Here is a 26,169-nt window from a genome sequence, read left to right as displayed (position 1 = left end):
GGGGAACGCTGCGCACGGCGATACGTGGCAATCAGAGACGGATCACAGGCTCAACCAGTCGAAACCTTCGTCCTGAGAAGCGACCACCACTTCGGTCGGCTCGGCACCCAACACACCCGCCATTGCAGCCTGCGCCAGTTCCGGTGAGTTGTTCTGCTGGCTCAGATGTGCGGCCACAAGATGACGCAAGCGCGAACGATCGAGCGAGGCCAGGATTTCAGCCGCCGCCTCGTTGTTCAGATGCCCATGATTGCCGCCGATGCGCGCCTTCAGCGACTGAGGATAGCGGCTGCCCGCCAGCATCCGCACGTCGTGATTGCATTCGAGTACCAGCGCATCGCAACCGCTCAGCACCGCGCTGATGTGCGGCGTCGAGGTACCGACGTCGGTCAGCACGCCAAGCCGGCTCGCACCATTGGAGAGCACGTATTGCAGCGGCTCGCGGGCGTCGTGAGGAACGGTGTAAGGGAGGATGCTGAGGTCGCCGATCGCCACCGCTTCGTCGCCCCACAATACCTGCAGGTCGACGTCGGCTTCGTCGGCACCCACCGCGCGGGCGGTGCCCCAGCTCATGTACAACGGAATCGACCACTTGCGTGCCAGCGTCAGTGCGCTGCCAATGTGATCGCTGTGTTCATGTGTAATCAGAATGGCGTCGAGACCTTCGACGCCCGCACCGAGCCGCGTCAAACGCCGCTCGACTTCCTTGGCCGAAAAGCCGCAATCAAGCAGCACGCGCGTGGTGGTCGCGCCGCTTTGCGCTTCCACCAGCAAGGCATTGCCTTCACTGCCGCTGCCGAGACTGGCGAAGCGCACAGCCCGCTTAGTTCAGTTGCGCGTGCAGCAACGTCACGATGCGCTGCGCGTCGGACGAGTTATCCACCTGGCCGTTCGCGTCCAGCACCGCCACCTGCGTCACGGTGTCGCCCTTCGAGCGCACATTGACGAGGAATTCCTGACCCGGCTTCTTTGACGAATTGCCGCTGTAGAACAGCTTGCCGAACAGCCCTTCTTTCTTCAGCTCCTGCATCGAGTCCGCGTAACGGACGTAGTAGATGCCTTTCGCGCGATCGCGATTGTCGACGGTGAAGTTGGTGCGGTCGAGCGCGAGACCCACGCGCAGCCATGCACGGTCGAACGATTCCTGCAGGTCGAGTGTCGACGTGCCCGCGTCCTTTTCGATGGTAGCCGGCGCGGTGGCCGGATGCGCGTCGGTCAGGAGTTGCTTCGACTGCGCTTCGGTCAGACCGAACTTCTGCATCAGCTTGGTCAGGAACAGCGCTTCCAGCGCCGGATCGCGCGGACGCTCTTCCCAGCGTGACGACGTCTTGTCCTGACCCGTCAGCATTTCTTCCATCGCGCTATGCGTGATCGAGATGTCCGTGGTGTCAGCCGGACCGCGCGACACGAGCGTGCGGAAGCTGTCACGGGTGCCCGACGAGTAAGCGAAGTCAATCACCTTGCCGACCGTGCGACGGAACCAGTCGTCCGGAATATTCGCGCGGTTTTCAGCCCAGTCGGTGGTCATGATGCCGGTGGCCGGCGCATCGGTTTTCAGCGCGAAGCCGTTCTCCTGCCAGAACTCCTGCAGCTGCGGCCACAGCTGTTCCGGCGTACGGCCGTCGACGACCAGCCAGCGACGATCGCCGTCACGCTCGATGTGCATGCCCAGCGGGTCTTGCGCATTCGGCTGGCCTTCGGTGGAATTGCCGGCTGCGGTGACCGCGCGTTGCGGCGAGCCGCCCAGCGCCAGATTAGCGGGCGGCGCCACGTAGCGCTGATCGGTCGGCGTGGTGGTCAGATCGCCCGGAACGGCGAGCGGCGGTGCGCTGCCGGCGCCCTTGTAATTGACGCGGTCGGAGGCGAACCAGTCGTTCAGCGTGTCACAGCCGGCGAGCGTTACCAAGGCAAGCGCCAGCGCCGCCATGCGGGTTGCGTGGAGGGAAAGTGCGGAACGTTTCATGAGGTCCTTCGTGATGCTGGAACGCGGTGCCTGGTTCTGTGTACCGGGAACGTGGGCTGGATCGACGTCGGTTAAGGGAGTGCCGGTGGCAGTCTTTCGTTTAACGCTGGGATGCCGGAAGAGCCCGTTTAGCCCAGCAGGCCCGCTTCGCGCAGCGCGCCACGCACCACCTCGTGGTATTGCGCGTCGAGCGGCGTGAGCGGCAGGCGGATTCCGCCCTGCACACGACCCAGTTGCTGCAACGCCCATTTCGCGGGAATCGGGTTCGATTCGATGAACAGGTTCTTATGCAGCGACAGGAGTTTCAAATGAATCTCGCGGGCGGTTTTGGCGTCCGCGGCGAGCGCGGCTTTGCACAGATCGCTCATCGCGCGCGGCGCGACGTTCGCGGTAACCGAAATATTGCCGTGGCCGCCGAGCAGCATCAGCGCGATCGCCGTCGGATCGTCACCGCTGTAGATGCCGAAATGCGCGGGCGCCGACTTGATCAGGTGCGCGGCGCGATCGATGTTGCCCGTCGCTTCCTTCACACCAATGATGCCTGGCACCTGCGCGCAACGCAGAATCGTTTCGTTGCTCATGTCCGCGACCGTACGGCCCGGCACGTTGTACAGGATCACCGGCAGATCGACGGTTTCGGCAATCTTCGCAAAGTGGCGATAGATGCCTTCCTGGGTCGGCTTGTTGTAGTACGGCACGACCTGCAGCGAGGCGTGCGCGCCGACCTCTTTGGCCTGCTGCGTGAGCTCGATGGCTTCAGTGGTGGAGTTGCCGCCCGAGCCCGCGATCACCGGAATCCGGCCCGCTGTGTGCTCGACTGCGGTTTTGACCATCAGAACGTGTTCTTCAACCGACAGCGTGGCCGACTCGCCGCTCGTGCCGACCACGACCAGCGCGTTCGTGCCCTCTGCGATATGCCAGTCGATCAGTTTGCGAAACGCCGGCAGATCGAGGCTGCCGTCTTCTAGCATCGGGGTGATGATGGCAGGGATGCTGCCGCGAATCTGAACGCCGCCAGTGCTGCTTTGATTGCCGTTAGTCATGAAACGCCATGAATATGATCAGGTAAACCGCGATTGTAGCGGATTAGCCAGCCAACTCGTAACAAGGCGGGGGTGCCGCCTGTGCGTGCCCGGCTGAACGATCCGCCTCCATGATGGCGCATATCCGCTGGACGTAGGCCGGGCGCGGCTGCGCGAGAAATCCGTCTTGAAATGCGACCACGCGGAGGTGGCCGCGCACCACGTCGAGCAGCTCGCCGGGCGCGAGCAAAAATGCCGGATTGGACGGTTTGCCGACCCTTTCATTACCTTGCGCGAAGGTCTCGTAAACCAGCACGCCGCCGGGCGCAAGCGAATGCAAAAGCTGCGGAAACAGCGGCCGGTGCAGGTAGTTCGTGACCACGATCGCGGCGAATCTCGCCTCGGCGGGCAAGGGCCACGGTGCGCCTTCGATGTCGGCCTGGAGCGTGGTAACGAGTGGCTCGTCACGCATAACGTCCAGCGCGGCAGCGTCGCGATCGATTGCGGTCACCGGATGGCCCAGCGATGCAAAGAACCGCGCATGCCGTCCGGCCCCCGACGCCACGTCGAGCACCGCGCCGCCCACCGCGACCAGATGCGCCCAGTGACGCACCCAGCGCGACGGCTCGCCGTTTCCGTGCGAGCCAGCGGACGAAAAACCGGGCGCAGCGGCAGCGGGTGTGCTCATCGCTTCGCGCCGCTCAGTTGTACGACAGGCCCATCGCCTCGCGCACGTCACGCATCGTTTCCGTGGCGAACTTGCGGGCCTTGTCGCAGCCGTCGGCGACGATCGCGCGCAACAGCGACGGATCGTCCATGTACTTCTGCGCGCGCTCGAGCATGGGCTGCTGCTCGCGCAGAATGCCGTCGATCACCGGCTGCTTGCACTCGAGGCATCCGATTCCCGCTGTCCGGCAACCCTTCTGCACCCACTCGTGGGTGGCTTCGTCCGTGTAGACCTGGTGCAGCTGCCACACCGGGCACTTGTCCGGATCGCCCGGATCGGTGCGGCGCACGCGGGCCGGATCGGTCGGCATGGTGCGGACTTTCTTCGTAATCGTCTCCGCGTCTTCACGCAGGCCGATCGTGTTGCCGTACGACTTCGACATCTTCTGGCCGTCCAGACCTGGCATGCGCGACGCTTCGGTCAGCATGGCCTGCGGCTCGACCAGAATGATCTTGCGCGAACCTTCGAGGTAGCCGAACAGACGCTCGCGATCGCTCATCGACAAGCTCTGCGATTCCTGCAACATCGCCCGTGCCTGTTCGAGCGCTTCGTCGTCGCCTTCCTGCTGGTAGGCGTTGCGCAGCTCGTGATAAAGCTTGGCGCGCTTGCCGCCGAGCTTCTTCGCAGCTTCGTTGGCCTTCTCTTCGAAGCCCGGTTCGCGGCCATACAGATAGTTGAAGCGGCGCGCGATTTCACGCGTCATTTCGACGTGCGGCACCTGGTCTTCGCCGACCGGCACGAGCGAGCCACGGTACAGCAGAATGTCCGCCGCCATCAGCACCGGATAGCCTAGGAAGCCGTAGGTGGACAGATCCTTGTCCTTCAGCTTTTCCTGCTGCTCCTTGTAGGTCGGCACGCGTTCGAGCCAGCCGAGCGGCGTGCTCATGCCGAGCAGCAACGCCAGTTCCGCGTGCTCGGGCACCTTGCTCTGAATGAAGAGCGTGGCCTGCGCCGGATCGATGCCCGAGGCGAGCCAGTCGATCAGCACGTCCCACACGTTCTTTTCGATCACTTCAGGCGTTTCGTAGTGCGTCGTCAGCGCGTGCCAATCGACCACGCAGAAGAAACACGGGTATTCGGACTGCAGCCGGACCCAGTTTTTCAGCACGCCGTGGTAGTGGCCGAGGTGCAGCGACCCGGTGGGCCGCATGCCGGAGAAGATACGGTCTGGGAACATGATTATTTAGAAAAGCGAAACAAGTGGAGTCAGAATTGCGGTAATCGCACCGTAGCCGAGCGTCACGAGCGGGCTCAACCAATAGCGCGTGAGCGTGCCCGTCATGACCAGCGCCATCACGATGAAAAAGCCGTACGGTTCGAGGCGCGACAGCGCGATCGACTGGCGCGGCGGCAGCAGCGCCATCAGCACGCGGCCGCCGTCGAGCGGAGGCAGTGGAAACAGGTTGAGCACGCCGAGCACGAGGTTCACGCCGACGCCGGCAGCCGCCATGCGCGTGAAGAAAGGCTCGTCGACGCTCGCCACCGCGAGCCCGACGCCGATCAGGCCCCACACCAGCGCCTGCACGAAATTGGAGGCCGGCCCGGCGAACGCGACCCACAGGCTGCCCCAGCGCGGATTGCGCAAATTGCCAAAGGCAACCGGCACGGGCTTCGCGTAACCGAACATGAACGCGCCGCTGGTGGCGAAGTACAACAGTAAGGGAATGGCGATCGTGCCGAGCGGATCGATATGCCGCATCGGATTGATGGAAACGCGGCCGAGCACGTACGCGGTATTGTCGCCGAGCCAGCGCGCGACGTAGCCATGCGCGGCCTCGTGCAGCGTGATCGCGAAAATTACCGGCAACGCGTAAACCGCAATGGTCTGTATCAGGGAAGAATCCATAACTCGCTATTGTAACAACGCGATTGCGTGCGTCTGTCCGCTTTCACTCATGCCGTCTCTTCGAGACCGAACGGCGCGAGCGAACCACGCCCCGGCCGCACCAGCACCGGCTCGGCGCCGGTCAAATCGATCACCGTGGACGGTTCGCACACGCAGGGGCCGCCGTCGATGACCAGGTCCAACTGCTTCTCGAGCCGTTCGCGGATTTCTTCCGGATCGTTCAACGGCTGGGTTTCGCCCGGCATGATCAGCGTGGAGCCGAGCAGCGGCTGGCCGAGCTCTTCGAGAATCGCCAGCGTGATCGCGTGATCCGGCACCCGCAAGCCGATGGTTTTGCGCGACGGGTGCGACAGGCGCCGCGGCACTTCCTTGGTGGCCTGCAACACGAAAACGTAAGGGCCCGGCGTGACCGACTTGATCAGCCGGAATTGCCGGTTGTCGACCATCGCGAAGTTCGACAACTCCGACAGATCGCGCACCAGCAGCGACAGCAGAGCCTTCTCATCGAGCCCACGTATCCGCCGCAAGCGCTCGACGGCGTCCTTGTCATCGAGATGACAGGCAAGTGCGTAACTCGAATCCGTCGGCAAGGCGACCACGCCGCCGTCGTTGATGATCTGCACCGCCTGCTTGACGAGGCGGGGCTGCGGGTTATCCGGATGAAGCCGAAAGTATTGAGACATAGTGACTTACAGTGGCTACGGGTGACGATGGACGGAAAGTCAGGCTGAAATCACACGGAGGACGAGGCGGAAGCACCGGCTCCGGATGACCGTCTTCTCACATCTCGTGCCGCCGCGGCACGGCGCGCGATCACAGCCAGCGTTCCCAGACGGGCTTGAGATCGGCGGGCAATGGCGGCAGCGTGCCGAGGTCGACGCGGCCTTCGCCGGGTGCATGGAAGTCGGAGCCGCGCGAGGCTTCGAAGCCGAAGCGGCGCGCGACCTCCGCGTATTCGCGGTATTGATCCGGCGTGTGGCTACCCGTCACCACTTCGATCGCCTTGCCGCCGAGGTCGATGAACTCAGCGAAAAACGCGTCGAACTCGACCGGCGTGTACGCGTAACGGCCTGGGTGCGCGATGACCGCCTCGCCGCCGGCCGCCTGAATCCAGCCGACCGCGTCCGCCAGTTTCGACCAGCGATGCGAGATGTAGCCGGCTTTGCCGTCGCCGAGATAGCGGTTGAACACGTCTTGCGTCGAGCTGCAGTAGCCGCTTTCGACCATAAAGCGCGCGAAGTGCGTGCGCGAAATCATGTCGGGATTCGACACGTATTTGAGCGCACCCTCATAGGCGTCGGGAATGCCGAGTGTAGCCAGCAGCTCGCCGATTGCTTCGGCGCGCGCGGCGCGGCCGTTGCGGGTGCGCGCGAGGCCGTCGATCAGGATCGAACTTGTCGGATCGACCCCAAGGCCGACGATGTGCACGGTGCGCGAAGCCCACGTGACCGAAATCTCCACGCCGCTCAGGTAGTCCATGCCGAGCGCCTCAGCGGCGCTGCGCGCTTCGTGCTGGCCGCCCAGTTCGTCGTGATCGGTCAACGCCCACAGCGTCACGCCGCCCTCGTGCGCGCGGCGCGCGACTTCGGCCGGGGCGAACTGGCCGTCGGAAACGGTGGAGTGACAGTGGAGGTCGGCGTTCATCTTTGTCTTGAGAAGGGTCTGCGCTCATTTTACTGCAACGCAGTAATCGGGCGCAGCGCTATCTCGCAAAGGCGGCCTGGCGACCCCATCTTTTGCTCAGCTCTACGCGCAGAAACCCTCGATCAGCGCCGCCACCTGCTCCGGCTGGTCGTGATGCACCATGTGCCCCGCTTCGTCGATGACTTTTTCGCGCCAGTTCGGGAAAGCCTGGAAACGCGCCTTGAATTCGTCGAGTGGAATCTCGCCGGCGATCTGCGCGAGCGTAGGGGAGCTGGCGGCCTCGACGTGCAGTACCCTGGCGCTTACCTTGCGCCACACAGCCATCACTTCGTCAAGGCGGTACAGCGTCGGCCCGCGCAGTTTGTGCGCCGGATCGGCGAGCAGCATGAAGCGCCCTTCCCCGTCCGGCTTGGACCAGTGCTGTGCGAGGAACTGCGCGCGCTGCGGATCGAGGCGCGGGTTGGTCTTGATCAGGCGCCCGGCAACGTCTGCCAGCGACGCGTAGTGCTTCAGTTGCGGCGGGTCGCGCAGCTCGTCGAGCCAGTTACGCAGCCGCCTGGGCGCCTGCGCCGCGTGCGACGGCGCGAGGCCGAAGCCCTCCAGGTCGACCACGCGCCGCACCCGCTCCGGCCGCACGCCCGCATACATGCAAACAATGTTCGCGCCCATGCTGTGGCCGACCAGATTGACTTCGCCGGTCGACGCATAGTGGTCAAGCAGCGCGTCGAGATCGGCGAGGTAGTCCTGAATCCAGTAATTGCCGCCGCCGCGCTCGGCAACCGGCCAGTCCGACAGGCCGAAGCCGCGCATATCCGGCGCAATCACCTGCCAGTCGCCACCCAATGCGTCGACGACGAACTGGAACGACGCCGCGACGTCCATCCAGCCATGCAGCATGAACAGCATCGGCGCATCCGGATTGCCCCAGCGCCGCACGTGCAGACGGATGCCGCGTACGGCGACGAATTCAGACCTGGAAGTATTCATGAGCGGCGCGCCGGGAAAAGAATGATCGTTCGATTATAGCGAGATAGCTGGGCGATACGTGGTGGAAAAAAGCCTCAGTCGTTCGAGACTGGCGCGACCGTCCGCCTCGCGTCGAGGCCGGGCGTGCTGGGGCTCGGTTGTGAAAAAAGTCTCAGTCGTTCGGGGCCAGCGGGATGGGCTCCTCACCGTCAAGGCCGGGCGGTGCTTGGGGCTGGGTTGTGGAAAAAGCCTCAGTCGTTCGGGGCCGGCGCGACCGGCCGCCTCGCGTCGAGGCCGGGCGTTGCTGGGGCTCGTTGGGGAAAAAGCCTCAGTCGTCCGGGGCCGGCGGGACGGGCTCCTCAGCATCAAGGCCGATGCTGGAGCCGGGTTGTAGAAAAAGCCTCAGTCGTTCGAGACCGGCGCGACCGGCCGCCTCGCGTCGAGGCCGGCCAGCGCGGCCAGTTCGGTTTCGTCGAAACCGGCGTCGCGGCGCGCCTCGAAATTGAACGGACCGCGCAATTTCGGTGCGTGATACTGGTCGGCAAGGCGCGTGTAGGTGGCGTGCGGATCGAGGCCGCCCTCCTCGCACAGATGGCGGAACCAGCGGTTACCGATCAGCACATGGCCGATTTCATCGCGCAGGATCACGTCGAGAATCGCCGCGGACGCATAGTCGCCCGCCTGTTGCAGACGCTCGCGGATCGGCGGCGAGGCGTCGAGGCCGCGCGCCTCGAGGGTGCGCGGCACCAGCGCCATGCGCGCCAGCACGTCGCCACGGGTGCGCTCGCACATGTCCCAGAGGCCGTCGTGCGCGGGAAAGTCGCCGTAGACATGGCCGAATTCCGCCAGCCGCGCGACCAGCAGTGAGAAGTGATGAGCCTCTTCGGCAGCGACTTTAAGCCAGTCGGTGTAGAACGCGGCAGGCATGCCGGCAAAACGCCAGACGGCGTCGAGCGCGAGATTGATGGCATTGAATTCGATGTGCGCAAGCGCGTGCAGCAAGACGGCTCGCCCCTCGGGGGACTGCATGCTGCGGCGCTTCAGGTTGCGCGGATCGACCAATTCGGGGCGCGCGGGACGGCCCGGCAAGTCCGCCGGCTCGGCGAGTTCGAGATCGGCGGGGCATGCGAGGCTGCCGTCGAGCGCCGCGGCGTATAACGCGCGCGCCGCAGCGGACTTGGTGGCCGGGTCCATTTCGCGCAATGCAGCCAGCGCTGCAGTGCGCGCGCAATGGCCGCCATTCGTTCTGCTCGAAGATTTCTCAGGACTTGGTATCGGCGCAGCGGGCGAAACAGACGGAGCAGCAGAATTCATGGCAAGCCGGTTGGCAAAAGGTCACGGTGATCGGCGGGACGGGACGCGCGGCGCTAGCGCGAGCGGAGCGCCAGACGGCTCGCGGCACCGCCAAGCGGCCTAAGCACACAACCGTTTACAATACTTGATTCGACCCACTCGCGCGGGGCCGGCGGGATAGTCCGGTTCGTCGAGGCGTTTCCAGGTACAACGCGGCCCCGACTGGCAGGCTACGTTGAAAAGCCCCGTTTGGAGCGCCGCGCCGAGCCGCTTTGAACCGCTTCGATCCGCCTTGGGCGGCGCCGCCTGGCAGCCTCATCCGCCAGCCGGTTTTCGAAGCCCCAGCCAGCCCGCGCATCGCGCAGCGACCGATCAAGAGGAGACAACGTGACAATTTACAAGCTTGGCGAATCAGCCCCAACCATCCATGAAAGCGTGTTCGTCGCGGATTCAGCGAACATTATCGGCAATGTGACCCTCGAGGCAAATTCGAGCGTCTGGTTCGGCGCGACGCTTCGCGGCGACAACGAGCCGATCACCCTCGGCGCCGGCAGCAATATTCAGGAAAACGCGGTGCTGCACACCGACCCGGGCTTCCCGCTAACCATCGAGCCGAATGTGACGATCGGCCACCAGGTCATGCTGCACGGCTGCACGATCAAGGAAGGCTCACTGATCGGAATTCAGGCAGTGGTCTTGAATGGTGCGGTAATCGGCCGCAATTGTCTGGTCGGAGCGGGCGCCATTGTCACCGAAGGCAAAGTATTTCCCGACAATTCGCTGATTCTCGGCGCGCCCGCCAAAGTCGTGCGCGAACTGACCGAGACGGATATCGCCAATATGCAGCGCGGCACGGCAGGCTATGCCGAGCGCCGCGAGTATTTCAAGGCGCAGCTCGTGCGCATCGGCTAATCAGCCGGAGCGCGCGGCGCGCACGGCGCGGCATCAGGCTGCGCCATTCGACCGAGGAAAAGTTGTGAGCGACCAGTTGCAAAAATTCATGTTCAGCGCGGCGCCGGTGCGCGGCGAGATCGTTTCGCTGCGCAATACATGGCAGGAAGTGCTGACGCGCCGGGACTATCCGGCGCCCGTACGGACGATTCTGGGCGAGATGATGGCCGCGTGCGCGCTGCTTTCGGCAAATCTCAAGTTCGACGGCACGCTCGTCATGCAGATTTTCGGCGACGGGCCGGCCAAGATGCTGGTGGTGCAGTGCAGCTCCGACCTGTCGATGCGCGCCACCGCCAAGCTCTCCGGCGAGGGGGGCAATACGATCGCCGACACCACTTCCATGATCGAACTGGTCAACGCGAGCGGCCATGGCCGTTGCGTCATCACGCTCGACCCGCGCGACAAGCAACCCGGCCAGCAACCGTATCAAAGCATCGTGCCGCTGTCGGGTGTGGACGGCCCGCTCAAATCGATGGCCGAAGTGCTCGAGCATTACATGCATCACTCGGAGCAGCTCGACACGCGCCTGTGGCTCGCGGCGAACACCGAGCGCGCGGTCGGCATGCTGCTGCAAAAGCTGCCGGGCGACGGCGGTATCGTCCCGCATCCGGGCGATCTGGACGCGGACACATGGGAACGCGTCTGCACGCTTGGCAGCACGATGTCGCAAGACGAGCTGCTGAAGGAAGAACCGGAAACGATTTTCCGCCGCCTCTTCTGGCAGGAGAACGTGCAGCATTTCGAACCCGCCACCGCGCGCTTCGAATGCAGTTGCTCACGCGAAAAAGTCGGCGCCATGCTGAAGATGCTGGGCCGCGAGGAAGTGGACGGCGTGATCGAAGAACGCGGTCACGTCGAGATTCATTGCGAATTCTGTAATCAACGGTACGAATTCGATCCGGTCGACGTGACGCAACTCTTTGTCGCGAACGCGCTCTCACAAGGCGTGACACCGGCTGCCGACCAGCGGCACTGAAGCGGTCAGATGGCGGTTCGCTACGCCCGTATTACGGCAGTAAAATAACGCGCCGCTGGTCGCTTTTTTTCAGGAGTCGGGCGGCGCTTTATCGTTGAACGTTGCGGTGGATCGTTGGCGGTGCGCGCTGCGCATGTTTTGCTCAGACCTCCGACCGATGGAGATCAAAAATGGACATCCCTACTTCATTGAAGCATTGCATGCGCACGTTCACCGTGCTGACCGCCCTCGCAGGCAGCACTGTGCTAACGGGCTGCGTGATGGATCCACCGGGCCCGTCGCCGATTTATAGCCGGCTACCGGTCGACCAATCGGGTATGGCCAGCACCGCCCAGCCGCTCACACCTGAGGAACGCGCGCGCTACGATGCGATCGACCGCCAGGTGCTATCCGATCAGAATCAGGCCATTGCCGCCGAGAACGCTGCTCAAGCGTACTCACGTTATTACTCGCCGCCCGTCAGCGTGTACGGCAGCTATTACGGCGGCGGTTGGGGGCACGGCTGGGGTACGGGTGTCGGCGTAGGTTACGCGCCGTACTGGGGCTGGTAAGCCGACGCGGGCACGCGCTCGCATACCCGTTACCGAAACGCGGCAGAGATGCGGGTAACGCAAGCCCAAAGAAGAAGGCACGGGTTTCACACCGCGCCTTTTTCGTTCTCAGAGCTTTTGCGTTCGTCCGCGAACTCAACCAACCTGAATAAACTCAGTGCGCGGGCTTCTTGTCTTTCGCCGCCTTACCACCATGCTTGCGATCCGGCTTCGCACGCGATTCCGGATTCGGCACCATATGCAGTGGCGCCGCCGACACTTCACCACGCGTCGAGGTGGTAGCCGAAGACGTGTTCGCGGTCGGCAACGGCGCGTTCGGCGAGACGAACTGCACGAATACTTCGCTGTCCTTCACCATACCCATTTCGTAGCGCGCCCGCTCTTCCACCGCGGCCGTGCCGTTCTGCAAATCCTCGACTTCGCCCTGGATACGCTCGTTGCGCAGCTTCGAATCGGCATTCTTCTGCAGTTGCTGCGCCAGTTGCTGCTGCAACTCATGCACGCGCAACCAGCCGCCGTGCCCCCACCAGAGCGGGTACTGGATCAGCGCCAGTAGAACGATCAGGACAGCAGTGACAAGCCGCATGAAGTAAGCACACTAGATACGCGCCGCCCTGCGCTATACGCAGGGCGGCGGGGTCAATCAGAAACGAAGGATAACCGGCTCATCGGTCGGCGCTATCGAAAAGGTCATTAGCGCAGATTGTAGAACGCCGACTTGCCCGGATAGCTCGCGATATCACCGAGGTCTTCTTCGATACGCAGCAACTGGTTGTACTTCGAGATGCGGTCGGAACGCGACAGCGAACCCGTCTTGATCTGACCGGCGTTCAGGCCGACGGCGATGTCCGCAATCGTCGAATCTTCGGTTTCGCCCGAGCGGTGCGAGATCACAGCCGTGTAGCCGGCGCGCTTGGCCATTTCGATTGCCGCGAAGGTTTCCGTCAGCGTACCGATCTGGTTGATCTTGATCAGGATCGAGTTGGCGATGCCCTTCTCGATGCCTTCCTTCAGGATGCGCGTGTTGGTGACGAACAGGTCGTCGCCCACCAGCTGGATCTTCTTGCCGAGCTTGTCGGTGAGGATCTTCCAGCCTGCCCAGTCGCTTTCGTGCATGCCGTCTTCAATCGAAACGATCGGGAACTTGTCGGCCAGGTTCGCGAGATAATCCGCAAATTCCGCCGACGACAGTTGCAGGCCTTCGCCCGCCAGCTGGTACTTACCGTCGTGGTAGAACTCGCTTGCTGCGCAATCGAGTGCGAGCAGCACGTCTTCACCGGCGCGGTAGCCCGCTTTCTCGATAGCTTGCAGAATGGTGGACAGGCATTCGTCGTTGCTGCCGAAGTTCGGCGCGAAGCCGCCTTCGTCGCCCACCGCCGTGCTCATGCCACGGTCCGACAGGATCTTCTTCAGCGCGTGGAACACTTCGGCGCCGCAGCGCAGTGCTTCGCGGAAGGTCGGCTGGCTGACCGGCACGATCATGAATTCCTGGATGTCCAGGCTGTTGTTCGCGTGCGCACCGCCGTTGACGATGTTCATCATCGGCACCGGCAGCTGCATCGCGCCCGAGCCGCCGAAGTAGCGGTACAGCGGCAGGCCGGCTTCTTCAGCGGCGGCCTTGGCGACGGCCATCGACACAGCCAGCATTGCGTTCGCGCCGAGCCGCGACTTGTTGTCCGTGCCGTCGAGTTCCAGCAGGGTCTTGTCGAGGAAGGCCTGCTCGGAAGCGTCGAGGCCCATGATCGCTTCGGAGATTTCGGTGTTGATGTGCTCGACGGCCTTCAGCACGCCCTTGCCGCCGTAACGGCCGGCTTCGCCATCGCGCAGTTCGATCGCTTCACGCGAACCGGTCGACGCACCCGACGGCACCGCAGCGCGGCCCATCGTGCCCGACTCGAGCAGCACGTCGCATTCGACGGTAGGGTTGCCTCGCGAATCGAGAATCTCTCGACCGATGATATCTACGATAGCACTCATGGTTTCCTCAAGAAATGACGTTGAATTCTTTACTGTGAAACTGCACCAGGTGTGTCGACCCGGAGTTAGCGCTTCAGCGCTTACTCCGGTCCCATGCAAAGCTGTCGACCCGGAGTTAGTGCTTCAGCACTTACTCCGGTCCCATGCAAAGCTGTCGACCCGGAGTTAGCGCTTCAGCACTTGCCCCGGTCCCATGCAGAGCACCGGTCTCCCCAGCACACTACGCACACCCTGATGCTTTCGACGACCATTGCGTGCATTCGCCGCGTGCCGGTCAAGCCCATTGTGCAACCTGATCGTGACACGCCGCGAACGCCAAAATCAGTTGAAATCGCTTTCGAGGAACGGCGCCCGCTTGACGGCCTGATCGAGCGTAACAAGCGTTTCGAGCAGATCGGCCATGCGATGCAACGGTACAGCGTTCGGCCCGTCCGACCTGGCTTCCGAAGGCTTCGGATGGGTTTCCATAAAGAGACCCGACACACCGACGGCAACCGCGGCACGCGCCAGCACCGGCACGAATTCGCGCTGACCGCCCGAACTCGTGCCCTGCCCGCCCGGCAACTGCACCGAGTGGGTGGCGTCGAACACGACCGGCGCGTTGGTTTCGCGCATGATTGCAAGCGAGCGCATGTCAGACACGAGGTTGTTATAGCCGAACGACACGCCGCGCTCGCACGCCATGAAGCGGTCTTCCGAGAGACCCGCTTCACGCGCCGCGTCACGCGCCTTGTCGATCACGTTCTTCATGTCGTGCGGAGCGAGAAACTGGCCTTTCTTGATGTTGACCGGTTTGCCCGAACGCGCGCAAGCATGAATGAAATCGGTTTGACGGCACAGGAAAGCAGGCGTTTGCAGGACGTCGACCACCGACGCCACCTGTTCGATTTCGTGCTCGGCGTGCACGTCCGTCAGTACCGGCAAACCAAGCTGACGCTTCACTTCCGACAGAATGCGCAAACCTTCGTCCATGCCCAGACCGCGGAACGACTTGCCGCTGCTGCGATTGGCCTTGTCGTACGACGATTTGTAGATGAACGGAATGTTCAGTTTCGCGCAGATTTCCTTCAGCCGGCCCGCCACGTCGATCGTCATCTGTTCGGATTCGACGACACAGGTGCCCGCGATCAGGAAAAACGGCTTGTCGAGCCCGATTTCGAAATCGCCCAGTTTCATGCTTTTTCCCCGACTTCAGTCGCCACGCCCGACAGCTGATGCGCGAGCGCCGCTTCGACGAACGACTTGAACAGCGGATGACCGTCACGCGGCGTTGACGTGAATTCCGGGTGGAACTGCACGCCGACGAACCACGGGTGCATGCTGCGCGGCAATTCCATCATTTCCGGCAGATCTTCACTCGGGGTACGGGCACTAATGATAAGGCCGCCGGCTTCGAGCTGGGGCACGAAGCGGTTATTGACTTCATAACGGTGGCGATGGCGTTCGTTCACATCCTTGCCATAGATCTCTTCGGCCATCGTGCCGGGCTTGATCGGGCAACGTTGCGAACCGAGCCGCATCGTGCCGCCCAGATCCGACTCTTCGGTGCGCTTCTCGACCTTGCCTTCGCGGTCGTACCACTCGGTGATCAGTGCAACGACGCGATTTTCGGTTTCCTGATCGAACTCGGTGCTGTTCGCGTTCTTCAGTCCGACCACGTCGCGCGCGAATTCGATCACCGCCAGTTGCATGCCGAGACAGATGCCGAGATACGGCACCTTCGCTTCGCGTGCATAGCGGATCGCGGCGATCTTGCCTTCGGTGCCGCGACGGCCGAAGCCGCCCGGCACGAGCACGGCGTCCAGATGCTTGAGGCTCTCGACGCCTTGCGTCTCGATCTCTTCCGAATCGATGTACTCGATGTTGACCTTGGTCGACGTATGCATCGACGCGTGGCGCAGCGCTTCGATCAGCGACTTGTACGACTCGGTCAGATCGACATACTTGCCGACCATGCCGATCGTGACTTCGTGCTTCGGATGCTCGAGCTTTTCGACGAGGCTCGACCACATCGACAGATCGGCCGGCTGCGGCGTGAGCTTGAGCTCTTCACAGATGATCGCGTCCAGACCCTGGTCGTGCAGCATCTGCGGAATCTTGTAGATGCTGTCGGCGTCCCACACGGAAATCACCGCGTCTTCCGGCACGTTCGAGAACATCGAAATCTTCGCGCGCTCGTCGTCCGGAATGCGGCGGTCGGCGCGGCACAGCAGCACGTGCGGCGAGATACCGATTTCGCGCAGCTTCTGCACGCTGTGTTGCGTAGGCTTGGTTTTCAGTTCGCCGGCAGTGGCGACCCAGGGCACCAGCGTGAGGTGCACGAAGCACGCGCTGTTGCGGCCCATGCGCAGGCTCATCTGACGCGCGGCCTCGAGGAACGGCAGCGATTCGATGTCACCCACGGTGCCGCCCACTTCGACGATGGCGACGTCCGGCTCACCGCACGTCGCGGAAGCCGCGCCGCGTTCGATGAACGCCTGGATTTCGTTCGTGATGTGCGGGATGACCTGCACCGTCTTGCCGAGATAATCGCCGCGGCGTTCCTTGCGGATCACCGATTCGTATATCTGGCCTGTGGTGAAGTTGTTGGCCTTGCGCATCTTCGTGCTGATGAAGCGCTCATAGTGGCCAAGGTCGAGGTCAGTCTCCGCTCCGTCTTCCGTCACGAACACTTCGCCGTGTTGAAACGGGCTCATCGTGCCGGGGTCGACGTTGATGTAGGGATCGAGCTTGAGGAGGGTGACTTTAAGACCGCGCGATTCGAGGATCGCGGCGAGGGAAGCGGCGGCAATACCCTTGCCGAGGGAAGATACTACGCCGCCGGTGACGAAAACATATTTGGTCATCGCTGGATGCTCGCGGGAAAAACGGATTATACCGTAAAGCAGGGTCTCAACCCAGCAAAATCCGAGCGACATCTGTGCGCAAGTGTGCCACGGCGATGGCAATTGCCGTGTGCCGATCATGCACCGTTTTTTTGCAGCGACGGTCAATCGCATGAGCGGGGCGTGATGTCATCACGGCCGCCGTGGTGCCTCTTATGAGCAGGCTGCCGTATCGGTGAACTCACGCTTTTGCGCCGGTGGTCACCCGCATAAGCGGACCGCGCCGTCACCACGCCCGCCGTGCCGCCTCTTATGAGCAGGCTGCCGTATCGGTGAACTCGCGCTTTCGCGCCGGTGGTCAACCGCATAAGCGGACCGTGCCGTCACCACGGCCGCCGTCGCGCCTCTTTTATGAGCAGGCTGCCGCACCGGCGACCTCGCACGTCGCGCAGCGCAGCGGCATGGCCTTAAGCCCCCCGCTCCAGTTCGCGCAACATCCGCTGCACCGCGCGCGCGGTTTCGAGCGGTTTTTCCATCGGATACAGATGGCTGCCTTCGATCCATTCCACATGACCGCCGGTCGCGCGGCGGGTGGCGTCCAGACCCGCCTGACGCACTTCCTTTGAACGCGTGCCGGCGATGAACCCCACCGGCACCGGGGCGCCGCGCACGAGGCGGGGCCCCAGCGTATGCGGCAAGGTCTTATAGATCTGATACTCGGTGCGCCGGTCGAACGCGAGCGAGCGGGCACCGTCGGGCGAACTCTGCGGGATGCCGAAGTCGATGTAGTCGGACAGCATCCGCTCGTCCCAGCGCGCGAACGCCGGCTTCGAATGAAAGTGCCGCCACGCCTCGTCGCGGCTCGCCCATTGCGTGCGGCGAGTGCGGGTGGCGGCCGCGGGCGAAAGCCGCTCGTCGAGCCCGGTCCATTGCGACACGCGCAGCATGCTGCTGCGCCAACCGGCAATCACAGGCGAATCGAGCATCACCACGCCTCTCACCCACTGGGGTTTTTTCAGCGCGGCCATCAGCGACAGATAGCCGCCGAGCGAATGGCCCACCAGCCACACGGGTTGCTCATACGACCGGCCGACGTCGTCGAGCAATTGCTCGACCAGATGCGGCCAGTCCTGGGTGACCGGATAGCGCGCGTCGTGACCGATGCGCTCGATGGAGCGCAACTCGTAATCGTCGGCAAGCTCGGCGAAGATCGTCCGGTAGGTCGACGCTGGAAAACCGTTCGCATGCGAGAAGTGGATGATGTTTTTCAACTGCGGCTATCTCCGTTCTGTTTTGGCTCGCGGGCTCGGACCCGGGCATTTCGTGCGGGCTGCGAGCCCGGCGGCGCGTTTGTTCTAACTGTGCGGCCGGTAGTCATCCATCAGCGATCCATCCAGTAGCGGCGCTGCGTGTCGCGATAGCGCTCGAGCGTCAGAGCCGCAGCGTTCGGGCTCGGGCCGCTTTGCGTGTTAATTCCCGCGCTGATTGCCGGGCCTCCCCCGAGCCCGATGTTGAGGCTGGGAGCAGGGCTCGGAACCGGGCTCAAACCCATGCCAATGTCGACCCGCACCGCGCCGTCCGCATCGCTGCGCGCAAGCTCGATGTGCCGTGCCTTGTAACGCTCGAACACACCCGCGTTCGGATGATGAAAACGGTTGCGATAGCCTACCTGAAATAGCGCGATGAGCGGGTCGATAGAGTCGAGGAACGGCTCGGTCGACGAGGTCTTGCTGCCATGATGCGGCACGACCAGCACCTGAGCGCGCAACGCGTCGCGATCGCGCGCGAGCAGGACGCGTTCGACCGGCGCTTCGATGTCCGCCGCCAGCAAGGCTGCCATGTGTGGGGGCGCTGTTTGAACAGTTCCAGCCGGCATGCTCTCTGCAACGGCCCTGCCGTCCGTAAGCGGCATGCTTTGCGCGACCAGCGGGCTCGCCGTGACAGGCAAATTCAACGCAGCCGGCAACGTGCTCACCCGCAACACGCAGCAATGCGCATTCGGCTTGCCTTGTAGCGGGCCGGCGTCCGGCCAGAGCATCGCGAACTCGACCCCATCCCATTGCCAGCGCTGCCCCGCCGCACAGGGCAGCGTATCCGCGCCGCGTTGCCTTGCGTTCGACCATAGCGGATTCGCCGGCGCCAATGCCGCCACCATTTGACGCACCTCGATCGCGTCGAGCACCGCCGGCGCGCCGCCCGAGTGGTCGGAATCGGCGTGGCTGATGATCAGCGTATCGAGCGCCGTGACGCCGTGCGCCTGCAAAAAAGCCACGACAACCCGTTCGCCCGCATGGGTCGACTCCGGTCCAGGTCCGGCGTCGAATAGCAACGCGTGATGCGCCGTTTCGACCAGCACCGAAGTGCCTTGGCCGATATCCAACGCAGTCAGACGGAAGCTGCCATGCGGCGGCCCGGGCGGCGCCGGCAGCAGCAGCGGCAACCACGTGAGCGGTGCGGCCCAGCGCAGCGGCCAGCCACGCGGCGCCAGACACCAGAGGACGCCGACCGCCGCCGCGGCGAGCGTCCACGCGTCCGGCTGCGGCAGCCGCCAGAGCGCCCATGCCGGACCGGACAGCATCTGCAAACCCGTGGCCAGCAGGTCGAGCAAGGTGTGCGCGGCGCGCAAGGCATAGGCATCGAATGGCGCCGGCAATGCGACGCCGGCTAATACCGCGGGCGTCACCAGCAGGCTCACCCACGGAATCGCGAAGGCATTCGCGAGCGGGCCGATCAACGGAATCTGCGCGAACCAGTAGACAGTGAGCGGCGCAAGCGCGACGGTGACCGCGAACTGCACATGCGCGGCGCTGCGCAGGCGCTCACCGACAGCGCGAACGCGGCGACACATGCCAGACCACAGGCGCGAGCGCCTTGTCGGCATCACGCCGCCGTCATCCTCTTCATCGCGACGTTGCTCGTGGTCCTGTACGCGAGGCTGTCCCGATATGGCAAACAGAATCGCCGCCACCGCGCAGAATGACAGCCAGAATCCCGCCGACACGACTGCCCACGGATCGACCAGCAGCACCAACCCCAACGCCCACGCCAGCACCACCGACCGCGCGACATTACGCCCGCTGATAAACGCGAGCGCCACCACACCCGCCATCCACAGCGTGCGCTGCGCCGGCACGTTGAAACCGGCCAATGCCGCATGCAGCGCCGCGAACAACGCGCCGCCCGTCACCGCGACGACCTGCGCGGGCAGCAGCAACGGCCAGTTGCGGCCAACGAACCCCGAGCGTCGCCACACGGCGCCGGCCAGCCACGCCGCAAGACCCGCGACAAAGCCAATATGCAAGCCCGAAATCGCCACCAGATGACTGGTGCCCGTGCCGCGCATCAACAGCCAGTCGGCCGCGCTGACTTCGTCCTGCGCGCCGATGGCGAGCGCCACCACGATCCCACGATGCGGCGCATCGGCGAGCACCGTGTCGATACGCGCGCGCAGTGCGGCGCGCCAGCGATCGACCGTCACGCTCACGCCACGCGTGTTGCCCGGCAAACGCAACGCGTGAGCCGGCGCGCTTACATAGCCGGTAGCGCGTACATTGCGCGCGAGCAAACTCGCTTCGGCATCGCGCACGCCGAAGTTCGCATTGCCATGCGGGCGTTTGAGCCGCACCGTCAGACGCCAGCGCGCGCCTGGTTCCAGCAAGGGCGCAGGCGCATCTTCAGCAATCCATGCCAACTGAATCACGCGTGGAAAAGCGGCGATCGATGCCTCGACCGAGTCGACTTCGAAGAGAAAACGCGCGCCCTTATCGTCGCGTGACGGTAGCCCCTTGATACTGCCGACGACATCGAGATCGCGCCCTTCCCACGCACTCGGCAAGCTCACTGCGAGCCGCGTTTCCGCACGCCAGGCGGCATAGCCGAAGCCTACGCATGCGGCCGCCATCCACAATGCACCCCAACCGATGCATGAGCACGCGCGTGCGCTGAACAGGACGTGCCACACGCGCGAATTCGCAACTGCAGCGCGCGCCTGCGCGATTGCGCGTGTGTGCGCAATTACCGAAGCACCGCACGATCCATTCGAAGCACTGCTGCGCACTACATCCGAAATACCACTGCACATTCCATCCGAAGCACTGCTGCGCACTACATCCGAAGCACCACTGCACACTTCATCCGAAGCACCACTGCGCACTGCATCCGAAGTACCGCTGCGGACTTCGTCCCGCGCACTGCTGCGCCATTCGTCCGAAGAGCCACCGCCACGCTCGCCCAGGGCGCCGCGGCGCGCCCCCCACGCTGCGACAAGCAGCGCCGCGCAGCCGAACAGCACTAGCCCGAACCATCCACGCCCATCCGGCAACGCCGCCTGCCGCTGCAGCCACATCACGCCCAACGCAAACCCGCACCACCACGCTCGCATCCGCCCTCCACCTTTGCCCCCCGCCGCCGGACGACGCAACGCACAACGAGCAGGCGTCAGCAAGCCCGCCGGACGTGTGTTTCGCCCGGCGCGAACCACTCAGACCATCGTGATCAATTATGCAGAGGAAAGTGCGAGCCGCGGCAGTGCGGCGAGCGCGTTAGCCGTTGTGCCTAGGGCGGCTTCGTCGGCGGTCATGCCGCGCAGCTGCGCGAGACCCGCGCCGATGCCCGGAATCTGCTCCGGCGAGTTGCGCTGCTTGTATATCCAGGAAGGGGCGATGTCGGGCGCGTCGGTCTCGACGACCAGTGCGTCGAACGGCAACTGCTCTGCAAGGCGGCGGATTTGCCGCGCCCGCTCGAAGGTCAGATTGCCACCGAATCCGAGATGCATACCTTGATCGATATACGCCTGGGCCTGTTGAAAACTACCGTTGAAAGCATGGGCGATGCCGCGATGAATCTGATGCCGCCGCAGTCCTTTGATCACCTGATCCTGTGATTTGCGCACGTGGCAAATCACCGGCAGATCGAATTCGCGCGCCAGTTGAAGTTGACCGTTGTAGAAGAACTGCTGGCGCGCATCGTCGAGGCCTTCGACGAAATAATCGAGGCCGATTTCGCCGATGCCGACGAACAGCGGATCATCGAGACTCGCCTCGATTTCCATGCGCAGCAGTTCGAGATCGCGCTCCTGCGCGCCTGGCGTGAAAAGCGGATGGATGCCGAGCGCGTACGCGCCGCCGTCGATGCGGTGCGCCACTTCGCGCACCGTCGTGAAGTTCTGACGCCCGATCGCGGGAATCACGATACGCGCGACGCCCGCCTGACGCGCCGCATGGGCGACTTCATCGCGGTCGGCGTTGAATTCCGACGCGTCAAGATGGCAGTGCGTATCGATCCACATGGCGTGCCTCCTTGGCGGCAGAGCATCGCTCACGTTCCGCGCGATGATTAAACCGGCACGGACGGCTCTTCGTGCAATATGCCGTCGCGCAAGCGCATGATCCGGTCGCAACGTCCGGCCAGTTCCGGGTCGTGCGTGACGATCACGAAGCTGGTGTCGAGCGTTTGCGACAATTCGAGCATCAGGTTGAAAACCGTGTCGGCGGTGCCGCCGTCCAGGTTGCCGGTGGGTTCGTCGGCGAGTACGCAAGCGGGCTTCGTCACCAGCGCCCGCGCGATCGCCACACGCTGGCGCTCGCCGCCCGACAGTTCACCCGGGCGATGCTTCGCGCGATGCCCCATGCCGACGCGCTCGAGCACCGCAAGCGCTTCGCGCCGCGCGGCTTCGGTCGTCATGCGGCGAATCCGCAGCGGCATCGCGACGTTGTCGAGCGCGGTAAATTCCGGCAGCAGGTGGTGAAACTGGTACACGAAACCGAGTGCGCGATTGCGCAGGTCGTTACGTTCGCGCTCGGAGAGCTTTGTAAAAGGCTTACCCAGCACCGACACATGGCCCGCGCTCGGATCGTCGAGGCCGCCGAGCACATGCAGCAGCGTGCTCTTGCCGGAACCGGACGCGCCGACAATCGCCAGCTTTTCGCCGCGCCGCACGTTCAGTTGCGCGTTGTTGAGCACCTGCACGTTGAGGCCGCCCTGCACGAACGACTTCGAAATGCCGGTTGCTTCCAGCACATAGGGATGCAGCGCGGAATCTTGAGAGGCCATGGATAGGCTAGCGGAACGGTCATTCATAGCGCAGTGCCTCCGCAGGACGGACTTTCGCACCACGCCAGCTCGGATAAAGGGTCGCCAGCGCCGACATCAGGAACGCGATGATGCCGATTCGCAGCACGTCGGCGGGAACCAGTTCGGACGGCAATTCGCTGATGAAATACACGGACGGCGGCAGGAACTGCACGCCGAGCAGATGCTCGATCATCGGCACGAGCCACGGAATGCTCCAGGCAATCAGGCAGCCCAGCGCAACGCCGGTCGCCGTGCCGATAAAGCCGATCGTCACGCCCTGCACCACGAAGATCTTCATGATCGAGCCGGGCTGCGCCCCGAGCGTGCGCAGAATCGCGATATCAGCCTGCTTGTTGGTCACCGTCATCACCAGCGACGACACCAGATTGAACGCCGCCACCGCGATGATCAGCGTGAGGATGATGAACATCATGCGCTTTTCGATCTGCACCGCCGAGAACCAGGTCTTGTTCTGCTGGGTCCAGTCGCGGATGTACAAATCGCCGGACAAGCTGCGCGCCAGTTGATGCGCCACCTCCGGCGCCCGCTGCATGTCGGTCAGGCGCAGCCGCACACCGGTCGGCGCGGGTAGCCGGAACAGCGCCTGCGCGTCCTTGATGTTGATCAGCGCGAGCGTGCTGTCGTATTCGTAATGCCCCGACTCGAAGATGCCCACCACCGTGAACTGTTTCAGCCGCGGCAACATGCCGGCGGGCGTGATGGTGCCTTCCGGCGCGACCAGGGTGATCTTGTCATTGACCGTCACGCCGAGATTGGTGGCGAGGTCCGCGCCGAGCACAATGCCGAAGTCGCCCGGCACGAGGTCGGTCAGCTTGCCGGCCTTCATTTCCTTACCGATGTCGGACACTTCAGGCTCGAGCGACGGTTCGACGCCGCGCAGCGCCACGCCACTCACGGCGTCCTGCCGCGTGAGCAGCGCCTGCGCGTCGACATACGGCGCCGCGCCGATCACTTCCTTGTTCTGGCGGGCTTCCCTGGCGGTCAATTGCCAGTCGGGCATCGAGCCGGTCGGCGAAAAGATTTCGACGTGCGCCAACACCGACAGCATCCGGTCGCGCACCTCTTTCTGGAAACCGTTCATCACGGACAACACGACGATCAGCGCCGCGACGCCGAGCGCGATGCCCGACATCGAGACCAGCGCGATGAAGGAAATGAAGCCGTTACCGGTCGTGCGTTTGCCGGCGCGGGTGTAGCGCCAGCCAATCTGCCATTCGTAGGGAAATTTCAAGCGAATCCTTTTCTGCGTTCTTCGTCTGCTCTTGGGCCCGCCTTGGCCTCTTTTACCGCGCATCACAGCGGCAACTTGCAGCCGTAGCGCCTGTCATGCGACCCGAGCGTCGTGATCATTGGTGTCGCGGCAACCCGGATGGTTCCGGTATGACGTTCCGGTGCCTTCGGGTACCTCACGGCGTATTCAGCCAACTCCACGCCACCGAAGCCACCCGCCGCCATTGCCGCCGCCGTCAATCAAGCGCGAAGTTTGCCATACAATGCCGCGCTCCCGCGCAAAGGCCTGCGCGCAGGGCTCACGGCGGGCGCCACCGTCTGCTGCCGGCTCTGAACGCCGGAGCGGCGGCGCAAGCCGGCCCACCTGCCACCTGGGCGGATGTGCCCGCTACCGCAGGTTGTAATGGCGGCGCAGATCGTTGATGATCCCGGCCGCCTCGCTGTTCGCAACGCCGCGCACCTCGGCGTCTTTACGGTCGCGATGCAGGTGGGTGATATCCCAGTTGCAGCCGTCCTCGTCCTCGACTGTTTCGTGGAATCCGGTCGGGATCCAGCCGGCCGTGGCCGGATTGGCGTCGAGCGCCTTGACCACCAATCCAAGCAGTTCCTGCTCGGTTTTCAGTTCACGCGGCATGTCGGTCTCCCTCGTCATGGGCGCGGTGCCGCCGCGCGCGGCTGCTGCCATCGGCGGGGGCCCGGTGCGCTGCCCGAATCCGCCGATATGGTCTGAATACTCGCACTCTTTGCCCTACAATGCGCAGCATCATGCACGCCAACCGTCTTCATCTTCTCCTGCCCTTCGCGCTGCCCGCCGCAGCGGACGCTTCCACCGCCCTGCACGATATCCAGAGTCCGGCCCTCGACCGGCTGATCGCCCGCGCGACGCTGGTCGAACGGGTGGTCGGCGAGGATTTTCAGCGCACGCTGCCGCATGAGCGCTGGGTGGCACGCCAGTTCGGCGCGTTGCCAAGCGGCGCGGCGGCGGCCGATGAAGCGCCGCTTGCCCCGTACATGCTGCGCGCCGACGGCGGCGACCCGGGCAACGCCACGTGGGCCTGCGTGCAACCGGTACATGTGCGCATCGCGCACGACCATCTGGTGCTGATCGATCCGGCCTCGCTCGAACTATCCGATGAGGAAGCCAGCGTGCTGCTGGCGGTCGCCCGGCCGTTGATCGAGGAACTCGGCGTGCGCATCGAAGCGCCGAGGCCGGCACGCTGGTACCTGTCGGGCGACGGCTTCGGCACGCTGGCCGGCGCGTCGCCGTTGCGCGCGAGCGGCCGCAACATCGAAATATGGCTGCCGCACGAGGCCCATTCCGGCGAGCGTTCACGCGCCTGGATGAAGCTGCAGAACGAAGTGCAGATGGCGTGGTTCGAGCATCCGGTCAATGAAGCGCGCGAGGCGCGTGGCCTGCCGGCAGTCAACTCGATCTGGTTTCACGCCCAGGGCGCGATACAGCCGGTAACGAGCCCGTTCGCGCAGGTGTACTCCGACGCGGCGGCGACGCGCGGCCTCGCTCTGACGGCGGGCGTCGCTGCGGCTGCGCCGCCGGCGTCGTTTGCGGCGCTGCGGGCCGCTAGCGCTGCGGGCAGCGGTTTGCGCAGCGTTTCGGGTGGTGCTTCGGGTGCTGCCTCCAGTGGTGCTTCGCGTGGTGTTCCGGGTGCCGCCTCCAGTGGCGCTTCGGGTGGTATTTCGGGTGGTACTTCGGGTGGTACTTCGGGTGGTACTTCGGGTGGTGCCTCGAGTGGTGCCTCGAGTGGTGCTTCGGGTACCGCTCCGGCTGACGCATCCGCGGTCAACGCAAGTGCGAGTGCGAGTGCCAACACCAACGGCCCCACCCTGGTCGAACTCGATCCCTTCTCCGCGCCCTACATCGAGCAGGACTGGGCGCGCTGGAACGACGCCTTCGCCGCGTTGCAGACCGACTGGTTCGAACCGGCACTGGCAGCGCTGCAATCCGGCCAGCTCGCCGAGCTCGGCCTGACGTTGTGCGGTGATACCGGCTCGGTGACGCTCACAGTCACGCGCGGCGACCTGCGCAAGTTCTGGCGACGGCGCGTGCTCGCGTCACTCTTCATCGAATGATTTATCGACTGATCCAC

General features: G+C 64.0%; 24 protein-coding genes. 4 read left to right on the top strand and 20 right to left on the bottom strand.

Going from position 1 to position 26,169, the window contains the following annotated elements; all coding sequences use genetic code 11:
• Positions 1 to 42: 42 nt before the first annotated feature.
• The 10 genes from P0D84_RS07280 to P0D84_RS07235 all read right to left on the bottom strand — a co-directional run bounded on the left by P0D84_RS07280 (position 43) and on the right by P0D84_RS07235 (position 9,362).
• Complete coding sequence (locus P0D84_RS07280; RefSeq protein ID WP_408334181.1) at positions 43 to 816, bottom strand: MBL fold metallo-hydrolase; 774 nt, start codon at positions 814 to 816, stop codon at positions 43 to 45.
• A 7-nt stretch (positions 817 to 823) separates the two neighbouring features.
• Positions 824 to 1,963 carry an NlpB/DapX family lipoprotein gene (gene bamC, locus P0D84_RS07275; protein ID WP_408334178.1) on the bottom strand — a complete coding sequence of 380 codons (1,140 nt, stop codon included), beginning with the start codon at positions 1,961 to 1,963 and terminating at the stop codon, positions 824 to 826.
• Between the two features lie 128 nt (positions 1,964 to 2,091).
• Positions 2,092 to 3,006 carry a 4-hydroxy-tetrahydrodipicolinate synthase gene (gene dapA / locus P0D84_RS07270; RefSeq protein ID WP_408334175.1) on the bottom strand — a complete coding sequence of 305 codons (915 nt, stop codon included), beginning with the start codon at positions 3,004 to 3,006 and terminating at the stop codon, positions 2,092 to 2,094.
• Positions 3,007 to 3,049: 43 nt separating this feature from the next.
• Entirely contained in the window at positions 3,050 to 3,673 is a 624-nt protein-coding gene (locus P0D84_RS07265; protein ID WP_408334172.1) for a class I SAM-dependent methyltransferase, read from the bottom strand.
• Between the two features lie 13 nt (positions 3,674 to 3,686).
• On the bottom strand, positions 3,687 to 4,889 hold the full coding sequence (locus P0D84_RS07260; RefSeq protein ID WP_408334169.1) for a tryptophan--tRNA ligase: 1,203 nt from the start codon (positions 4,887 to 4,889) through the stop codon (positions 3,687 to 3,689).
• A gap of 6 nt (positions 4,890 to 4,895) precedes the next feature.
• Entirely contained in the window at positions 4,896 to 5,558 is a 663-nt protein-coding gene (locus P0D84_RS07255) for a site-2 protease family protein (protein WP_408334166.1), read from the bottom strand.
• A gap of 47 nt (positions 5,559 to 5,605) precedes the next feature.
• Positions 5,606 to 6,241 carry an L-threonylcarbamoyladenylate synthase gene (locus P0D84_RS07250; protein ID WP_408334163.1) on the bottom strand — a complete coding sequence of 212 codons (636 nt, stop codon included), beginning with the start codon at positions 6,239 to 6,241 and terminating at the stop codon, positions 5,606 to 5,608.
• 130 nt (positions 6,242 to 6,371) lie between these two features.
• Positions 6,372 to 7,202 carry a 3',5'-nucleoside bisphosphate phosphatase gene (locus tag P0D84_RS07245; RefSeq protein ID WP_408334160.1) on the bottom strand — a complete coding sequence of 277 codons (831 nt, stop codon included), beginning with the start codon at positions 7,200 to 7,202 and terminating at the stop codon, positions 6,372 to 6,374.
• 102 nt (positions 7,203 to 7,304) lie between these two features.
• Positions 7,305 to 8,189 carry an alpha/beta fold hydrolase gene (locus P0D84_RS07240; protein ID WP_408334157.1) on the bottom strand — a complete coding sequence of 295 codons (885 nt, stop codon included), beginning with the start codon at positions 8,187 to 8,189 and terminating at the stop codon, positions 7,305 to 7,307.
• A gap of 381 nt (positions 8,190 to 8,570) precedes the next feature.
• Positions 8,571 to 9,362, bottom strand: a complete 792-nt coding sequence (locus P0D84_RS07235; RefSeq protein ID WP_408334154.1) for a ferritin-like domain-containing protein — start codon at positions 9,360 to 9,362, stop codon at positions 8,571 to 8,573.
• Between the two features lie 486 nt (positions 9,363 to 9,848).
• On the opposite strand from P0D84_RS07235, the gene P0D84_RS07230 reads away from it, so the two are divergent.
• The 3 genes from P0D84_RS07230 (at position 9,849) to P0D84_RS07220 (ending at position 11,939) form a co-directional block, all read left to right on the top strand.
• Entirely contained in the window at positions 9,849 to 10,373 is a 525-nt protein-coding gene (locus P0D84_RS07230) for a gamma carbonic anhydrase family protein (protein ID WP_408334151.1), read from the top strand.
• A gap of 64 nt (positions 10,374 to 10,437) precedes the next feature.
• On the top strand, positions 10,438 to 11,388 hold the full coding sequence (gene hslO / locus P0D84_RS07225; RefSeq protein WP_408334148.1) for an Hsp33 family molecular chaperone HslO: 951 nt from the start codon (positions 10,438 to 10,440) through the stop codon (positions 11,386 to 11,388).
• Positions 11,389 to 11,558: 170 nt separating this feature from the next.
• Entirely contained in the window at positions 11,559 to 11,939 is a 381-nt protein-coding gene (locus P0D84_RS07220) for a hypothetical protein (RefSeq protein ID WP_408334145.1), read from the top strand.
• A gap of 154 nt (positions 11,940 to 12,093) precedes the next feature.
• Here P0D84_RS07220 and ftsB read toward each other — a convergent pair whose 3' ends face one another.
• The 10 genes from ftsB to P0D84_RS07170 form a co-directional block, all read right to left on the bottom strand.
• Positions 12,094 to 12,525: a cell division protein FtsB gene (gene ftsB / locus P0D84_RS07215; protein ID WP_408334142.1), complete on the bottom strand. Its 432-nt coding sequence runs from the start codon at positions 12,523 to 12,525 to the stop codon at positions 12,094 to 12,096.
• Between the two features lie 107 nt (positions 12,526 to 12,632).
• On the bottom strand, positions 12,633 to 13,916 hold the full coding sequence (gene eno, locus P0D84_RS07210) for a phosphopyruvate hydratase (protein ID WP_179732836.1): 1,284 nt from the start codon (positions 13,914 to 13,916) through the stop codon (positions 12,633 to 12,635).
• Between the two features lie 321 nt (positions 13,917 to 14,237).
• On the bottom strand, positions 14,238 to 15,092 hold the full coding sequence (gene kdsA / locus P0D84_RS07205; RefSeq protein WP_408334138.1) for a 3-deoxy-8-phosphooctulonate synthase: 855 nt from the start codon (positions 15,090 to 15,092) through the stop codon (positions 14,238 to 14,240).
• Entirely contained in the window at positions 15,089 to 16,762 is a 1,674-nt protein-coding gene (gene pyrG / locus P0D84_RS07200; protein WP_408334135.1) for a CTP synthase, read from the bottom strand. Before pyrG ends, kdsA begins: the two co-directional genes overlap by 4 nt.
• A gap of 446 nt (positions 16,763 to 17,208) precedes the next feature.
• Entirely contained in the window at positions 17,209 to 18,012 is an 804-nt protein-coding gene (locus P0D84_RS07195) for an alpha/beta fold hydrolase (RefSeq protein WP_408334132.1), read from the bottom strand.
• 110 nt (positions 18,013 to 18,122) lie between these two features.
• The gene (locus tag P0D84_RS07190) at positions 18,123 to 21,122 is read right to left on the bottom strand and encodes a DNA internalization-related competence protein ComEC/Rec2 (protein WP_408334129.1); all 3,000 of its coding nucleotides are present in this window, start codon (positions 21,120 to 21,122) and stop codon (positions 18,123 to 18,125) included.
• A 117-nt stretch (positions 21,123 to 21,239) separates the two neighbouring features.
• Positions 21,240 to 22,028 carry a TatD family hydrolase gene (locus tag P0D84_RS07185; protein WP_408334126.1) on the bottom strand — a complete coding sequence of 263 codons (789 nt, stop codon included), beginning with the start codon at positions 22,026 to 22,028 and terminating at the stop codon, positions 21,240 to 21,242.
• Positions 22,029 to 22,075: 47 nt separating this feature from the next.
• Positions 22,076 to 22,819, bottom strand: a complete 744-nt coding sequence (gene lolD, locus P0D84_RS07180) for a lipoprotein-releasing ABC transporter ATP-binding protein LolD (protein WP_408334123.1) — start codon at positions 22,817 to 22,819, stop codon at positions 22,076 to 22,078.
• Positions 22,812 to 24,065 (bottom strand): lipoprotein-releasing ABC transporter permease subunit, encoded by a 1,254-nt coding sequence (locus P0D84_RS07175; RefSeq protein WP_408334120.1) that lies wholly within the window; start codon positions 24,063 to 24,065, stop codon positions 22,812 to 22,814. Before P0D84_RS07175 ends, lolD begins: the two co-directional genes overlap by 8 nt.
• 387 nt (positions 24,066 to 24,452) lie before the next feature.
• Positions 24,453 to 24,698: a hypothetical protein gene (locus P0D84_RS07170; protein WP_408334117.1), complete on the bottom strand. Its 246-nt coding sequence runs from the start codon at positions 24,696 to 24,698 to the stop codon at positions 24,453 to 24,455.
• A 119-nt stretch (positions 24,699 to 24,817) separates the two neighbouring features.
• Here P0D84_RS07170 and P0D84_RS07165 point away from each other — a divergent pair, with 119 nt between their 5' ends.
• Positions 24,818 to 26,152 (top strand): regulator, encoded by a 1,335-nt coding sequence (locus tag P0D84_RS07165; RefSeq protein WP_408334114.1) that lies wholly within the window; start codon positions 24,818 to 24,820, stop codon positions 26,150 to 26,152.
• Positions 26,153 to 26,169 lie beyond the last annotated feature (17 nt).

Origin of the sequence: Paraburkholderia sp. RL17-337-BIB-A (genome assembly GCF_046025895.1) — a bacterium.
GTDB classification, from domain to species: Bacteria; Pseudomonadota; Gammaproteobacteria; order Burkholderiales; family Burkholderiaceae; genus Paraburkholderia; species Paraburkholderia fungorum_C.
Note: the sequence above shows the minus strand (reverse complement) of the source record. Positions and strands in the feature narration are given on the sequence as shown.

Bases quoted from the DNA above. Each gene is read 5' to 3' on its own strand.
- P0D84_RS07260 (WP_408334169.1), bottom strand. From the start codon at position 4,889: ATGTTCCCAGACCGTATCTTCTCCGGCATGCGGCCCACCGGGTCGCTG.
- P0D84_RS07220 (WP_408334145.1), top strand. From the start codon at position 11,559: ATGGACATCCCTACTTCATTGAAGCATTGCATGCGCACGTTCACCGTG.
- dapA (WP_408334175.1), bottom strand. From the start codon at position 3,006: ATGACTAACGGCAATCAAAGCAGCACTGGCGGCGTTCAGATTCGCGGC.
- P0D84_RS07255 (WP_408334166.1), bottom strand. From the start codon at position 5,558: ATGGATTCTTCCCTGATACAGACCATTGCGGTTTACGCGTTGCCGGTA.
- ftsB (WP_408334142.1), bottom strand. From the start codon at position 12,525: ATGCGGCTTGTCACTGCTGTCCTGATCGTTCTACTGGCGCTGATCCAG.
- P0D84_RS07250 (WP_408334163.1), bottom strand. From the start codon at position 6,241: ATGTCTCAATACTTTCGGCTTCATCCGGATAACCCGCAGCCCCGCCTC.
- P0D84_RS07190 (WP_408334129.1), bottom strand. From the start codon at position 21,122: ATGCGAGCGTGGTGGTGCGGGTTTGCGTTGGGCGTGATGTGGCTGCAG.
- P0D84_RS07170 (WP_408334117.1), bottom strand. From the start codon at position 24,698: ATGCCGCGTGAACTGAAAACCGAGCAGGAACTGCTTGGATTGGTGGTC.
- pyrG (WP_408334135.1), bottom strand. From the start codon at position 16,762: ATGACCAAATATGTTTTCGTCACCGGCGGCGTAGTATCTTCCCTCGGC.
- P0D84_RS07165 (WP_408334114.1), top strand. From the start codon at position 24,818: ATGCGCAGCATCATGCACGCCAACCGTCTTCATCTTCTCCTGCCCTTC.
- P0D84_RS07265 (WP_408334172.1), bottom strand. From the start codon at position 3,673: ATGAGCACACCCGCTGCCGCTGCGCCCGGTTTTTCGTCCGCTGGCTCG.
- P0D84_RS07185 (WP_408334126.1), bottom strand. From the start codon at position 22,028: ATGTGGATCGATACGCACTGCCATCTTGACGCGTCGGAATTCAACGCC.
- eno (WP_179732836.1), bottom strand. From the start codon at position 13,916: ATGAGTGCTATCGTAGATATCATCGGTCGAGAGATTCTCGATTCGCGA.
- kdsA (WP_408334138.1), bottom strand. From the start codon at position 15,092: ATGAAACTGGGCGATTTCGAAATCGGGCTCGACAAGCCGTTTTTCCTG.
- lolD (WP_408334123.1), bottom strand. From the start codon at position 22,819: ATGAATGACCGTTCCGCTAGCCTATCCATGGCCTCTCAAGATTCCGCG.
- P0D84_RS07240 (WP_408334157.1), bottom strand. From the start codon at position 8,189: ATGAATACTTCCAGGTCTGAATTCGTCGCCGTACGCGGCATCCGTCTG.
- bamC (WP_408334178.1), bottom strand. From the start codon at position 1,963: ATGAAACGTTCCGCACTTTCCCTCCACGCAACCCGCATGGCGGCGCTG.
- P0D84_RS07245 (WP_408334160.1), bottom strand. From the start codon at position 7,202: ATGAACGCCGACCTCCACTGTCACTCCACCGTTTCCGACGGCCAGTTC.
- P0D84_RS07235 (WP_408334154.1), bottom strand. From the start codon at position 9,362: ATGGACCCGGCCACCAAGTCCGCTGCGGCGCGCGCGTTATACGCCGCG.